The sequence below is a fragment of the Stutzerimonas stutzeri genome, from assembly GCF_000219605.1.
In the GTDB taxonomy this organism is placed as follows: Bacteria; Pseudomonadota; Gammaproteobacteria; order Pseudomonadales; family Pseudomonadaceae; genus Stutzerimonas; species Stutzerimonas stutzeri.
Map to the genome: position 1 here is coordinate 158,427 of NC_015740.1, position 13,284 is coordinate 171,710.

Sequence of the window (13,284 nt, forward strand, 5' to 3'; positions counted from 1 at the left end):
CATGCTCGTCGAGCAACGCATCGAAAAACTCGTGAATGGCATGCAAAAGCTGAATGCCATTGTCTCCAAATACCCCGGTCCCGGTTTCACTGACGGCGTTTATGGCGATTCAGCGCCGCTTAAACCGGAAACGGTACAGCGTGATGCGAACGCAATGGCTCAGGAAGGGCGCAATCTGCGCGTTGGCATCATTGGCAGGGTCAAGGCAGGCAAGTCTTCACTGCTCAACGCGTTGATGTTCGCCGGTAAGGATGTATTGCCCAAAGCCGCTACGCCGATGACCGCTTCGTTGACGGTTCTGCGCTACAGCGAGCAGGCCAACCCCTATGCCGAGGTGGAGTATTTCCTCCCGGAAGATGTTAACGATATGCGCCTGCTGGCAGAGGAGTATGACGAGCGCTTCCGAATTGCCTTGGCTGAAAGGCAGAAAGCCGCCGAAGAAAAGGCGGCCCGCCCAGGTGCCCGCGCTTTGCCAAAACCAGACCCGGAGCGTCTCAAGGCCTCGGTAAAACGTGAGTTGGATGCCGACCCAAGATTGGGCGGTGCTAAGGATATGTATGAACGTATCCGCGTTGCCGGTGGCTTGCCAGCCAATGAAACTCAGCGCATCGAAGGGCGCGATCTGGCGGACCTGCAAACCAAGCTGGCCGATTATGTCGGTGCAGGAGGGCGCTTCACGCCCTTCACCAAGTGTCTGTCGCTGTATTTACCGCTACCGGCGCTAGAAGGCGTGGATGTAGTCGATACCCCCGGCGTGAATGACCCTATTCGCTCCCGTGAAGAGCGTACCATGGAGGAACTGCACAATTGTGATGTGGTTTTCGTGGTCAGCCCTTCGGGGCAGTTTCTGAACCAACAGGATCTGGAGCTGATGGGCCGTCTGACCTACAAGGATGGCGTGCGCGAGGTCTTTCTTGTCGCCAGCCAAATTGACGGTCAGTTGTTTGGCAGCGAGCGTGATAAACACGAAGGCCGCCTTCCCGACGTGTTGCAAGGGCTGCGGCGCACCTTGGCAAGCCAGGCCGGAAGCTCCCTCGGGGCTATCCCAGGCGGCAATCGGGGCCTGGACACGCTTAAAAGCCAACTGGCAGAGCGCCTCGTTGTCACCTCCAGCGTTGCCTATGCCCTGTTGACCCACCCCGAATCCGATTGGGATGACAACGCACGCCATACCTGGTCGCTGCTGAGTACAGGTTATCCGGCGGAGTGCGTGCAAGTGGCCAGCGCTAAGAGCCACCTCGAGGCTATGGCCGGCATTGCGCAAACCGAGCTCATGCTTGAGCAGGTGCGTGGGCGTAAGCAGGCCATCACTGAAGAAAAGATCAACGCTTTTCTGGATGACCAAGCCAAGGCCTTGCGCGGATACCTGGACGGCGCACCAGAGGCTGTACGGCGTAACCGTGAAGAGATCGTCAATGCCAAGGCCGGCGACCTGGAAGAAAAGCTCAGCGCCATGCAAAGCTTCCGTGAAGCGGCTGTTCTGGCAACCAATGTTGCCGTGGGGGATATTGCAGAGGACGCCGGGGAGAGCTTGCGCAGGCAATTAAACAGTAAGATCCAAGAACTTTTCAGCGGTGCTCAAAATACGGCTGAGCAGTCGAAAGACTATGAGGTCGAATACACAGATCCAAGTACTTTACGCAAGTTCGCTAGCCTCCTTACTTTGGGGTTAGTTAGTGCCGAGCGCACATCAAAAACAGTCCAGACCATTGATTCCACTAAAATTCGCAGTGCGCTCGAGGGTTTTCAGGCGTCATTCAGCACTCAAATAACCACACTTGTCGATAACACTCGTCAAGGGCTGCGCAAGAAAATCGAAGCAGGAATTCTGGCGGCTCTGCGAGAGCACAAAGTTGTCAACGATCGGGATATCGATACTACCCGTCTCGCGCAAGCGTGCAGGTCCGCCTTGGCCATGGTCCGGGACTTCGATGATCCTGAGCTGCCTTCACTGCCATCCAACCTGATGCAAAACGGCACATTGAAAGGCAGTGACGCCAGCAGTTATGAAAGCGCTGCCCTGGAATATCTGGCACAACTGAAAAAATTGGCCGCCAAAGAAGCGCGTGTTCTGACAAAGAGTTTCGAAGAGCGCTTAAATGCTGCCGATGTGGGTAATGCGCTGTTTGCGCATTACGAAGAGCATCTCAATGGAATCAAAGCGCAGATCCAAGACAGGGATAAAACCTTGCAGCGCTACGACGAGCTGTTGGTCGAGCTCCAGGAGCTGCAAAGTTATGTCTGACTTATTGCTCACGCCTCAGTTGGAGCCTGCGCTTACGCGCCTGAAAAGCATCTGGCCATGGGGCCGCAAGGGGCTGATCGAGCAGCTTCAGCAGCACATCACAGCCGCCGATGAGCATACGGTGCGCATGCAGGCCTTGCGCCAAAGCATCGAGGCTGAGCTGGCTAGGGTCAATGCCGAGCTCGCCAGAGCTGAAAGTGATCTTGAGCAATGGCAATCGCAGCATGAGCAGTTACAGGCAGCGCACTCTGCGCAAACGCAGCAGCTGCTAGAGCGCTCAATCGCCTATGAAACGCTACAAGAGACGCACAAGCAGCTCCAGCTCGAGTACGAAACGCTCGGCAACACGGCGGCTTTAATCGAGAGCCGCTACAACTTGGTTTGCAATATCCTCAATTCCAAGCCGGCCGAAAATGCTGCCCTGAGCGAGCTAAAGGGTTGGTTGGCAGGCGAGTTCGCCCGAGACGTGCAGAGGCTCGAGTTGCCTGCCGATGTCACCAGTCCGGCTTTGGAGCAGGCGAACGCTATCGGATTGCATGCGGAACTTATTAGTGACTCGCCTGCGCTGCGCACCAAGTTCCTGGTAGCAGTGGCTGGTGGTTTCAGCAGCGGCAAGTCATCTTTCGTCACCAGTTTTATGCGCAAGGAGTATTCGCAGTTGCTGGCAAAGGGTATTCAACCGGTAACAGCGATTCCAACCTATGTGATGCCTGGCTGCGAACTCTCGATTTATGGGCACACCAGCAAAGGCGCACACGTTGAGTTATCGAAGGATGAATATGCTCAACTGACGCATGACTTCATTGCGAACATGGGCTTTAGGGAAACTCTGAAGAAGACTTCCTGATTTTGGCAAGATCCCCGGACTCCACTCACCGAGTTTTCCGATGAAGCAGATGACCTTCGCCGATGCCGAGTACGCCGGCAAGCGCAAGCAGACCCGCAAAGAGCTGTTCCTGATCGAGATGGATCGGGTGGTGCCCTGGAAGGGGCTGATAGCCCTGATCGACCCGCACTACCCCAAGGGCGAAGGTGGTCGCCCAGCCTACCCGTTGATGGCGATGCTGCGCGTACATCTGATGCAGAACTGGTTTGGCTACAGCGACCCGGCGATGGAGGAAGCGCTGTACGAGACCACCATCCTGCGCCAGTTTGCTGGACTGAGCCTGGAGCGCATTCCGGACGAAACCACCATCCTCAACTTCCGCCGCCTGCTGGAGAAACACGAACTGGCCGCCGGCATCCTGGCTGTGATCAATGGCTACCTGGGTGACCGAGGTTTGTCGTTGCGCCAAGGCACCATCGTCGATGCCACGCTGATCAATGCGCCGAGTTCGACCAAGAATAAAGACAGCAAACGCGACCCGGAAATGCACCAGACCAAGAAGGGTAACCAGTACTACTTCGGCATGAAGGCGCACATCGGCGTGGATGACGAGTCGGGTTTGGTGCACAGCGTAGTAGGCACTGCCGCCAACGTGGCGGACGTTACCCAAGTCGACAAGTTGTTGCATGGCGAGGAAAACGTGGTCTGCGCTGATGCCGGTTATACCGGTGTCGAGAAGCGTGCCGAACATGATGGTCGTGAGGTGATCTGGCAGGTGGCGGCACGGCGCAGCACTTACAAGAAACTGGGCAAGAGCAGCCCGCTTTACAAAGCCAGGCGCAAGATCGAGAAGGCCAAAGCCCAGGTGCGGGCCAAGGTCGAACACCCGTTCCGGGTGATCAAGCGCCAATTTGGCTATGTGAAGACGCGCTTCCGTGGCCTGGCAAAGAACACCGCGCAACTGGTGACACTCTTCGCGCTGTCGAATCTGTGGATGGCTCGACGACATTTACTGACGAATGCAGGAGAGGTGCGCCTGTAATGTGGAAAATGGCTGCTGCGAGGTGCTCGCGGCGGCTAAAAACACAGAAATAAGCGGGCGATCTGATCGTTTTTGATCGGTTGACCGCTTTCAAAATCGGCGGAGGCTGAAGTCAGCCAGAAATACAGGGCTACTTCAGACCATCCTTAGCGTTAAAGAGATCATGCCGCATGTGGTGATCGAATCCCCCATGCCCGGGCTGAAGCACCTTGCCTTCATCGATATGCCGGGTTACGACCCGGCAGCGTCTGATACAGTAGATACTGCCGCTGATCATGGAATCGCCAGCGCCGCCTTGAGCGAAGCGGATGCTGTGATCTGGCTGGTTGCGCTGGACAGTAACGGCACCTTACCCGCCAATGATCTCGAGTTTTTGCTGCAGCACGCCGATGACAGACCGTTATACGTGGTGCTCAACAAGGCAGATCTGCGGCCTCTCGCCAACCTGGAAGCAGTTATTGAGGAAATCAAAGAGCATTTGGAGGACAGCGGCATTCAATTCGAGGGTATTTGTGCTTACAGCTCAACGCTCGCAAAAGAACTGCTGCATGAGGGCAAAAGCCTCAGCGAAGTCATGAATGAGTGGGATCATTTGTCTGACGCAGCGCTTGTTCTCCATAAAGACTTCGACACCTTGGTTACAACATTGGAGAAACACTCCAGCCAACAGCTCCATAAAGTCGAAATGGTCGGCGAACTGGCTCACTCGCTCGAACTAGATATCTTAGAGATAGCAGGCTCTGAATCGACAGTTTTTCAGACGGCCCAAAGTAGAATTAAACAGTTGAAAGAGCTGGCAGAGAGTATTTTCGGTACCGAGCGAAGCGAAGTATCCCGGGCGCTTGAAAATATGCGCCTGTGTGGCCACAAACTTCTGCAGGCAAACTTCGGACAGCTCACCGCTCCTTCCCAAAGGAATGAAGCGTTTACGGATTAAGGAGCAACTCACAGAGTTGGCTGCTAGTAGAAGACGCACGGCGCGGTTTGGCCGCAAGCCGGTGGGAATGCTGGTAGAGCATTCCTGCTAGGGCTTCGGCAACGTCGTCAGAGACTGCCGCCGCTCTTGCTGTTCGATGAGACTGACCAGCGAGCCGGGCACGGCGCTAGCCAATGGTGGCAATTTGATGCATCTTAGATCGATCCGTTTAGCAAGGACGTATAAAAATGCCCTCTTCCCGCTATGTCGGCAACGCCAAGGAGCTCAAAAAAGCTCTGAACGACAAGACCGAACACATCGTAATTACTGACAAGAAACTCGCTTTTGCTGTACGTGTGATTAAGTCGATCACGTATGCCAAGCTAGCAATTGTCGCAACCGGCGCGGGAGTTGCTGCTGTTGGTTTCTGGAACCCTGCCGGTTGGGGAGCTGGCGCAGCTACTGCAGTTACAGCCTCGGGGGTTGTCGCCTCGGGTTTGGCTGCGGCAGGAGGCGCTGCTGCTGCTTCAGCGGCAGGCATTACCGGTGGTACGGCCGCTGTGATAGTTGCATCTATCTCTGTCTTGGGCGTGCTGGGCCTCGCGGCGCTGGCGATGCATAAGGATTACGCTTTGGACATCGATACCAGTGCCAGCGGTAAGGTAGATAACTCAGGCGAAAAGCCTGAAGTGGGCGGCAGTGGCGCGTTCAAGATGTCGCTCAAGCGCAATGCTAAGTAGCTTCCGGCCAGGCCCGCTGTACTTCTTCTTTTGTAAGAGGTGTGATCATCGCTTCACGTCAAAAAGGCGCTTTGGGCTTAAATGTCCGGAGTGCGGCAGTATTAACGTGAAGCGGGATCAAGCTATGGAAAAGTCCATCTATAAGTAAGGCTCAAGCCCTTCGTAGAGCAAGCGGCTGGGGTAATCCTTTCCAATACGAGTCGCTGGGACCATGACTGCATGCGCGGGATGCTGCGTGTCTGGGCAATTCGGCTGAGTGCAGCGCGGCTGCTTTGAGCGTATGCGGCGACATCGATGAGCTAGTACTCGTGCAGCTGGTGAGGGATGGCACTCCATCAGAGGATGCGGCACGGTATAGGCACAGAATTGGCACAGCCCGAAATACAGCCAAAAAATGGTGGCCAGGGCAGTGCTCGTCGCGGTCTGACGGCCGACATGGCGAGGTTTGTGCTGGAGCGGGCCAGCTCGAGAGTTGAATCGGCTTAAGCTTTAGAAAAAAAGGCTTATAAAACAAAGAGATATGGCGCACCAGGCGGGATTCGAACCCACGACCCCCGCCTTCGGAGGGCGGTACTCTATCCAGCTGAGCTACTGGTGCGTATGTGTTGCGACGGTCTATTTGACCATTAGCTGACACCCTTCTCAACTCGCTGAGTATTGCCTTCGGAGGGCAGTACTCTATCCAGCTGAGCTACGGATGCGTTGCGGGGGGCAATCATACGCATGTCGTTGACGGGCGTCCATGCTGGTGCGGCTGGGCGGATATGCCCGGGTGCGGCTTTTTCGCAGCTGCCAGTGGCCGGGCCGGCTGGTACCCTTGCGTGTCGCGGCCGGGGGCCGTGGGTGTTCGATGGCAAGGGGATGGAGATGCCAGGCCATATCAAACTCTGGGACGCGCCGCTGCGGCTGTTTCACTGGCTGTTCGCCGGGGCGGTGATCGCGGCCATCGTCACGGGCTGGGTCGGCGGCAGTCTGATGCCCTGGCATGGCCGGCTCGGCCTGCTGGTGCTGGGGCTGCTGGTGTTCCGTCTGATCTGGGGCTTCGTCGGTTCGACGTATGCCCGCTGGCCGCGCATCTTCGCCGCGACGTTCGGTGTGAAGGACTATCTGCAAGGCAACTGGCGCGAAGCTGGGCACAACCCGCTCGGCGCATTCTCGGTACTGGCCATGTTGCTGCTGGTGAGCTTCCAGGTCGCCAGCGGCTTGATGGCGACCGACGACATTGCCTTCCAGGGGCCGCTCCATGCGCTGGTCAGCAGCGAAACTGGCAGCGCGCTGAGCGGCCTGCATCGGCAGGCGAAGTGGTTGCTGCTGGTGCTGATCGGCATGCACATCGCAGCCATCATCTATTACACGCTGGTAATGCGCCGGCCATTGGTGCGGGCGATGATCGCGGGAAGGACGCAGCGCGAGCATCCGTCCCAGCAGGATGCGCGGGGCGGCTCGCTGCCCGCCGCGGTTCTGGCGATCGCTCTGGGTGTGGCTTGCGTCTGGGGCGTGCAGGCGGTGGGGGATTGGCTGCGGCCTGAGCCGGCGGCGGTGGCGCCCAGCCTGGACTGGTAAGCCAGCCGACGGCAGGTGTCGGCTGGCTGCGCGCGATCAGTCGGCGCGGAACTTGTCGTGGCACGACTTGCAGCTGCCGCCAACGTCGCCGAAGGCCTTCTTGATCGCGGCCTGATCGCCTTCTGCAGCGACCTTGGCAAGCTGGTTGGCGGCGGCGGTGAAGTTGCGGCCGATCTGACCGGCTTCGTCGAGGTTCTGGAAGAACTCAGGCTTCAGACGAGTCGCCTTGCCCAGCTGTTCGGTCGTGGTATCCGGGCTGTAGAGGCTGCCCATGCCGGAATTGGCGATGGCGGCGATGGCATTGGCGGCGGCGGCCACCTTGGCCTGGTCGTACGGCTCCTTGCCGTCGACTACCTGGGCCTTGATCTTGCCCATGTTCCACGACATGAACTGATAGCCGGCCTGGCGGGTCTCGACCATCTCTTCCGGTTTCATCTGCGCCTGGACGGCAGTGCTGGCCAGCAGGACGGCGGCCACGGCGCCTGTCATCAATGCTTTCACGGTAACTCCTTATCGATCCTTGGATGTCGGCGGCTGGCGCCGCCCGCGCGGAACTATACCCCGACCCGTACCCAAGGTTTGGGTAACAAGGCGTGACAGGCCGCGCAGGCATCAGGCTGGTCAATGGCACGACAATGCCGAGCGCCATGAGCTTGCCGGCCGGCCGGCTGCGGTCCTAGCATGGTCGTTCGCAGTGCAATGCGGCGGCAGGAACCGGGCGGCGAAGGACGGTTCAGATGATCGTCGCGTTCGCCAAACTTTCCGCAGCGGGCCTGCCGCTACGATGCCCGAGGAGACTGCCATGCAACTCAAAGACACCGCGCTGTTCCGCCAGCAGGCCTATATCGATGGCGCCTGGCTGGATGCTGACAGTGGCCAGACCATCAGCGTGAACAACCCGGCCACCGGCGAGATTCTCGGTACGGTGCCGAAGATGGGCGCCGCCGAAACCCGCCGCGCCATCGACGCCGCCGAGCGGGCGCTGCCGGCCTGGCGTGATCTGACCGCCAAGGAGCGCTCGCAGAAGCTGCGTCGCTGGTTCGAGCTGCTGATGGAGAACCAGGACGACCTGGGCCGACTGATGACGCTGGAGCAGGGCAAGCCGTTGGCCGAAGCCAAGGGCGAGATCGCCTATGCGGCCTCCTTTATCGAGTGGTTCGCCGAGGAAGCCAAGCGCATCTACGGCGACACCATCCCCGGTCACCAGAAGGACAAGCGCATCCTCGTCATCAAGCAGCCGATCGGCGTGACCGCGGCGATCACCCCGTGGAATTTTCCGGCGGCGATGATCACCCGCAAGGCCGGCCCGGCGCTGGCGGCTGGCTGCACCATGGTCATCAAGCCGGCATCGCAGACGCCGTTCTCGGCGCTGGCGATGGTCGAGCTGGCCGAGCGCGCCGGGATTCCCAAGGGTGTGCTCAGCGTCGTGACCGGCTCGGCCGGCGACATCGGCAACGAGCTGACCGCCAACCCCAAGGTCCGCAAGATTTCCTTCACCGGCTCCACCGAAGTGGGCGCCAAGCTGATGGAGCAGTGCGCGCCGGGAATCAAGAAGGTGTCCCTGGAGCTCGGCGGCAACGCGCCATTTATCGTCTTCGATGACGCCGACCTGGACGAGGCGGTGAAGGGCGCCATGCAGTCCAAGTACCGCAACGCCGGGCAGACCTGTGTGTGCGTCAACCGCATCTACGTGCAGGACGGCGTTTACGACGCCTTTGCCGAGAAATTCCAGGCGGCGGTGGCCAAGCTGCGGGTTGGCAACGGCCTGGAGGAGGGCACTGACATTGGCCCGCTGATCGACGATCGCGCCGCCGCCAAGGTCCGCGAACACATCGAGGATGCCGTCGCCCAGGGCGCAAGGCTGGTAGCCGGTGGCCAGGCGCACCAGATGGGTGGCAGTTATTTCGAGCCCACCGTGCTGGTGGACGTGCCGGACAGTGCCAAGGTGGCCAAAGAGGAAACCTTCGGCCCGCTGGCGCCGCTGTTCCGCTTCAAGAACGAGGCCGAAGCGATCGCCAAGGCCAATGACACCGAGTTCGGTCTGGCGTCCTATTTCTATGCCCGCGATCTGGGCCGGGTGTTCCGCGTCGCCGAGGCGCTGGAGTACGGCATGGTCGGCATCAACACCGGGCTGATCTCCACCGAGGTGGCGCCGTTCGGAGGGGTCAAGTCGTCCGGCCTGGGCCGTGAGGGTTCCAAGTACGGCATCGAGGACTACCTGGAAATCAAGTACCTCTGCATGGGCATCTGACGCCCCCTGCGACAGTCGGTCTCAGGGGCTGGCTGTCGCGTTCTCCTGCGGTCAGAATCGCGCCCCCAGCGGCGTGCCCATTTCTTGCGGAGCAGTCGTCGCCCTGGCCATCTGGCCAGGCTGTAGTGACCTGTTCAGCGAGTAATGCAGTGAGCGTCTCGGCCCAAGTCTCCTTCGTACTGGTCGCCTACAACGAACCGTGGCGGGCGGACCAGCTTTGTCAGCTGGTACGCGAGCTACGTCCCGGCATGCGCGTGCAACCGGCAGCCGATGGCCATGCCGCCCTGGCGGCGTGCCAGCGCCAGGTGCCCAGCCTGCTGATCGTCGATGGCGAACTGGACGGGCTTGACGGTCGGCAGCTCCTGCGCGAGCTGCGTCGCCATGGTCCGACCCAGCGCCTGCCCTGCGTGCTGATCAGTGCCCGTACCGATACCGCCAGCGTGCGCACCGTGCTGCCGCTCGCACCGGCCGCCTATCTCGGCAAACCCTACGATCTGGCGGACCTGCGCGAGCGCCTGGACAAGCTGCTGCCGCGTTCGGCAGGTCACGCTGGTGCGCCGCGCCGAGCCGCGGTCGATGACCTCGACAGCTTTCTCGAACGCATGCGTCCGCACAATCGCGGCGCGCCGCTGCTGGAGACCGTGCTGAGTGCGCTGCAACGCCTGCAGGGCGGCGATCAGGACTACGCCCAGCTCGAGGAGCTGCTGGCTCGCGATCCGCAGGTGACGGCGCGGCTGATCAGCGTCGCCAGCAGCGCGACACAGCCGCCGAAGCCCTGTCTGAGCCTGGCGCAGGCGCAACGGCAGCTGGGCTTGGCGCGCAGTCTGCAACTGGTGACCGAGCTGGCTCTGCAGCACAACGCCCGGCTGGTCGAACCGCGCCTCGCCGAGCTGGCGGCGCAGCTCAGCGCCCAGGCCCTGCGCACGGCGCGTCTGGCGAGCTGGTTGGCACGCCAGCTGAAGTTGGATGTCGAGCTCTGTTTCAGCGCCGGGTTGCTGCAGAACATCGGCGAGCTGGCGCTCCTGCGCAGCCTGCAGGAATGGCTCGACAGCGGCGGCGCGCTGGATGAGGCGCAGCTGCAGCGCTGCCTGCGTGAGCGTGCAGCCGGCTTCGGCTCGGCGCTGCGGGCGCAGTGGGCGCTGCCATTGGAGCTGCGTCAGGTGATCAGCGCCTACTACGCCCTGGGGGCTGGTGTGCTGCGCCGCGAAGCGCTGGTGCTCAATGTCACGCGGTTGCTGGTCGAGCTGCCCGAGGGCGCCGAACCTGCATCGCTGGCCAACGAGCGTACGGTACGTCTGCTGCGCATCGACCCCGATCTTCTGGCCCGCGCCCCTCGCCACGCCCTCGGCGGCTAGCCGGCTTCTGGTCCGATATTCCCTGCATTGATAGCGGCCACCGGTCACCTTGAGGTTGCCCGCCAGCCCTTGCGTGGCGCGGTGCTGCGCCCTCTTTTCGCCCGAATGCCCTGACTGTGTGGTGCTATCGACACGCGGAAATGAGTCATTTATTCTGCAGTGCGAAACATGGTTCCGTGAAATAACAATTCCAATCAGCATTTCACAGAAAGGGAGGCCTGCATGACGGATGTCATTCGGCTCGAACGCCGGGGCGATATCGCTCTGATCCTGGTCAACAACCCGCCGGTCAACGCCCTTGGCCATGCCGTACGAAAAGGCCTGTTGGATGCCTTTCAAGAGGCTGACGAGGCGCCCGAGGTGTCGGCCGTGGTGCTGGTCTGCGAAGGCCCGACCTTCATGGCCGGCGCCGATATCAAGGAGTTCGGCAAACCGCCGCAGGCACCGAGCCTGCCGGAGGTGATCGAGGTGATCGAGGGCTGCCGCAAGCCGAGCGTCGCGGTGATCCACGGCACCGCCCTGGGTGGTGGGCTGGAGGTCGCGCTGGGCTGCCATTACCGTATCGCCCGGTCGGACGCCAAGGTCGGCCTGCCGGAGGTGAAGCTGGGCCTGCTGCCCGGCGCCGGTGGCACTCAGCGCTTGCCGCGGCTGGCCGGTGTCGAGAAGGCGCTGGAGATGATCGTCAGCGGCCAGCCCATCGGTGCGGCTGAGGCGCTGGAGCACCATATCGTCGACGAGCTGTTCGAAGGCGATCTGATCGAGGCCGGTCTGACCTATGCGCGGCGCCTTGTCGAGGAGGGGCGCGGCCCGCGCCGCAGCGGCGAGCAGACCCGCGGTCTGGAAGGTGTCGACAACGAGGCGCTGATTCGCGCCAAGCACGCCGAGGTGGCCAAGCGCATGCCGGGGCTGTTCTCGCCGCTGCGCTGCATTGCTGCGGTGGAAGCCGCCACCAGGCTGCCGCTGGCCGAAGGCCTCAAGCGCGAGCGCGAGCTGTTCACCGAATGCCTGAATTCGCCGCAGCGCGGCGCGCTGATCCATTCGTTCTTCGCCGAGCGTCAGGCCGGCAAGATCGACGACCTGCCATCCGACGTCAAACCCCGCCCAATCAGGACCGCCGCGGTGATCGGCGGCGGCACCATGGGCGTCGGCATCGCCTTGAGCTTCGCCAACGCCGGGGTGCCGGTGAAGCTGCTGGAAATCAATGACGACGCGTTGCAACGCGGCCTGCAGCGTGCCCGCGAAACCTACGCGGCGAGCGTCAAGCGCGGCAGCCTGACCGAGGATGCGATGGAGCAGCGCCTCGCGCTGATCACCGGCGTCACCGACTACGGCGCCCTGGCTGATGCCGACGTGGTGGTCGAGGCCGTGTTCGAAGAGATGGGCGTCAAGCAGCAGGTGTTCGAGCAGCTGGATGCGGTGTGCAAACCCGGTGCGATTCTCGCCTCCAACACCTCGTCACTCGATTTGAACGCCATCGCCGCCTTCACCAGGCGCCCCGAGGACGTGGTCGGCCTGCATTTCTTCAGCCCGGCCAACGTCATGCGCCTGCTGGAAGTGGTGCGCGGCGAGCGGACCAGCGATGAAGTGCTCGCCACCGCCATGGCGATCGGCAAGCAGCTGAAGAAGGTCTCGGTGGTGGTCGGCGTCTGCGACGGCTTCGTCGGCAACCGCATGGTCTTCCAGTACGGCCGCGAGGCGGAGTTCCTGCTGGAGGAAGGCGCCACGCCACAACAGGTCGACGCTGCCCTGCGCAATTTCGGCATGGCCATGGGACCGTTCGCCATGCGCGATCTGTCCGGTCTCGACATCGGCCAGGCGATCCGCAAGCGCCAGCGCGCGACGCTGCCGGCGCACCTGGATTTCCCCACCGTCTCGGACAAGCTCTGCGCCGCCGGCATGCTCGGGCAGAAGACCGGTGCCGGCTACTACCGCTACGAACCCGGCAACCGCACCCCGCAGGAGAATCCCGACCTCGCGCCCATGCTGGAAGCCGCGTCGCGGGAAAAGGGCATCGAGCGAAAGGCGCTGGACGAGCAGTACATCGTCGAGCGCTGCATCTTCGCGCAGGTCAACGAGGGCGCGAAGATTCTCGAGGAAGGCATTGCCCAGCGCTCCAGCGACATCGACGTCATCTACCTCAACGGCTACGGCTTCCCGGCCTTCCGCGGCGGGCCGATGTACTACGCCGACAGCGTCGGCCTGGACAAGGTGCTGGCGCGAGTAAAAGAACTGCACGCGCGGTGCGGCGACTGGTGGAAGCCGGCGCCACTGCTGGAAAAACTGGCCGCTGAAGGCCGCACCTTCACCGAATGGCAGGCCGGGCAATGAACGCGACCCGCCTGCAAT

10 protein-coding genes and 1 tRNA gene are annotated in these 13,284 nt (G+C 61.3%); 9 read left to right on the plus strand and 2 right to left on the minus strand.

What is annotated here, in order from left to right:
* The first annotated feature begins 1 nt into the window (after nucleotide 1).
* The 5 genes from PSTAB_RS00710 to PSTAB_RS00730 all read left to right on the plus strand — a co-directional run bounded on the left by PSTAB_RS00710 (nucleotide 2) and on the right by PSTAB_RS00730 (nucleotide 5,769).
* A complete protein-coding gene (locus tag PSTAB_RS00710) occupies nucleotides 2-2,245 on the plus strand; it encodes a dynamin family protein (protein ID WP_013981290.1) in 2,244 nt (747 codons plus the stop codon).
* Complete coding sequence (locus tag PSTAB_RS00715) at nucleotides 2,238-3,092, plus strand: P-loop NTPase family protein (RefSeq protein WP_013981291.1); 855 nt, start codon at nucleotides 2,238-2,240, stop codon at nucleotides 3,090-3,092. The genes PSTAB_RS00710 and PSTAB_RS00715 overlap by 8 nt, the downstream gene beginning before the upstream one ends.
* Nucleotides 3,093-3,132: 40 nt before the next feature.
* On the plus strand, nucleotides 3,133-4,113 hold the full coding sequence (locus PSTAB_RS00720) for an IS5-like element ISPst7 family transposase (protein WP_013981292.1): 981 nt from the start codon (nucleotides 3,133-3,135) through the stop codon (nucleotides 4,111-4,113).
* A 190-nt stretch (nucleotides 4,114-4,303) separates the two neighbouring features.
* Nucleotides 4,304-5,050, plus strand: coding sequence for a P-loop NTPase family protein (locus PSTAB_RS00725; protein ID WP_148263406.1), 747 nt, complete (start codon nucleotides 4,304-4,306; stop codon nucleotides 5,048-5,050).
* Between the two features lie 227 nt (nucleotides 5,051-5,277).
* Nucleotides 5,278-5,769: a hypothetical protein gene (locus tag PSTAB_RS00730; protein WP_033997083.1), complete on the plus strand. Its 492-nt coding sequence runs from the start codon at nucleotides 5,278-5,280 to the stop codon at nucleotides 5,767-5,769.
* A gap of 521 nt (nucleotides 5,770-6,290) precedes the next feature.
* On the opposite strand, the gene PSTAB_RS00735 is transcribed toward PSTAB_RS00730, so the two are convergent.
* Nucleotides 6,291-6,367, minus strand: a tRNA-Arg gene (locus PSTAB_RS00735).
* Nucleotides 6,368-6,630: 263 nt separating this feature from the next.
* Between PSTAB_RS00735 and PSTAB_RS00740 the strand changes: the two genes are divergently transcribed.
* On the plus strand, nucleotides 6,631-7,332 hold the full coding sequence (locus PSTAB_RS00740) for a cytochrome b/b6 domain-containing protein (protein WP_013981296.1): 702 nt from the start codon (nucleotides 6,631-6,633) through the stop codon (nucleotides 7,330-7,332).
* 36 nt (nucleotides 7,333-7,368) lie between these two features.
* Here PSTAB_RS00740 and PSTAB_RS00745 read toward each other — a convergent pair whose 3' ends face one another.
* Nucleotides 7,369-7,821: a c-type cytochrome gene (locus PSTAB_RS00745; RefSeq protein ID WP_011911346.1), complete on the minus strand. Its 453-nt coding sequence runs from the start codon at nucleotides 7,819-7,821 to the stop codon at nucleotides 7,369-7,371.
* Between the two features lie 313 nt (nucleotides 7,822-8,134).
* Between PSTAB_RS00745 and gabD the strand changes: the two genes are divergently transcribed.
* From gabD to PSTAB_RS00760, 3 genes are all read left to right on the plus strand, one after another.
* Nucleotides 8,135-9,583: an NADP-dependent succinate-semialdehyde dehydrogenase gene (gene gabD, locus PSTAB_RS00750; protein ID WP_013981298.1), complete on the plus strand. Its 1,449-nt coding sequence runs from the start codon at nucleotides 8,135-8,137 to the stop codon at nucleotides 9,581-9,583.
* A 149-nt stretch (nucleotides 9,584-9,732) separates the two neighbouring features.
* A complete protein-coding gene (locus PSTAB_RS00755) occupies nucleotides 9,733-10,938 on the plus strand; it encodes an HDOD domain-containing protein (protein WP_013981299.1) in 1,206 nt (401 codons plus the stop codon).
* A 222-nt stretch (nucleotides 10,939-11,160) separates the two neighbouring features.
* Entirely contained in the window at nucleotides 11,161-13,266 is a 2,106-nt protein-coding gene (locus tag PSTAB_RS00760) for a 3-hydroxyacyl-CoA dehydrogenase NAD-binding domain-containing protein (protein WP_013981300.1), read from the plus strand.
* Nucleotides 13,267-13,284: the final 18 nt, after the last annotated feature.

Excerpts from the sequence above, each read along its gene's own strand:
- PSTAB_RS00710 (WP_013981290.1), top strand. The coding sequence starts at position 2 with ATGCTCGTCGAGCAACGCATCGAAAAACTCGTGAATGGCATGCAAAAG.
- PSTAB_RS00715 (WP_013981291.1), top strand. The coding sequence starts at position 2,238 with ATGTCTGACTTATTGCTCACGCCTCAGTTGGAGCCTGCGCTTACGCGC.
- PSTAB_RS00720 (WP_013981292.1), top strand. The coding sequence starts at position 3,133 with ATGAAGCAGATGACCTTCGCCGATGCCGAGTACGCCGGCAAGCGCAAG.
- PSTAB_RS00725 (WP_148263406.1), top strand. The coding sequence starts at position 4,304 with ATGCCCGGGCTGAAGCACCTTGCCTTCATCGATATGCCGGGTTACGAC.
- PSTAB_RS00730 (WP_033997083.1), top strand. The coding sequence starts at position 5,278 with ATGCCCTCTTCCCGCTATGTCGGCAACGCCAAGGAGCTCAAAAAAGCT.
- PSTAB_RS00740 (WP_013981296.1), top strand. The coding sequence starts at position 6,631 with ATGGAGATGCCAGGCCATATCAAACTCTGGGACGCGCCGCTGCGGCTG.
- PSTAB_RS00745 (WP_011911346.1), bottom strand. The coding sequence starts at position 7,821 with ATGACAGGCGCCGTGGCCGCCGTCCTGCTGGCCAGCACTGCCGTCCAG.
- gabD (WP_013981298.1), top strand. The coding sequence starts at position 8,135 with ATGCAACTCAAAGACACCGCGCTGTTCCGCCAGCAGGCCTATATCGAT.
- PSTAB_RS00760 (WP_013981300.1), top strand. The coding sequence starts at position 11,161 with ATGACGGATGTCATTCGGCTCGAACGCCGGGGCGATATCGCTCTGATC.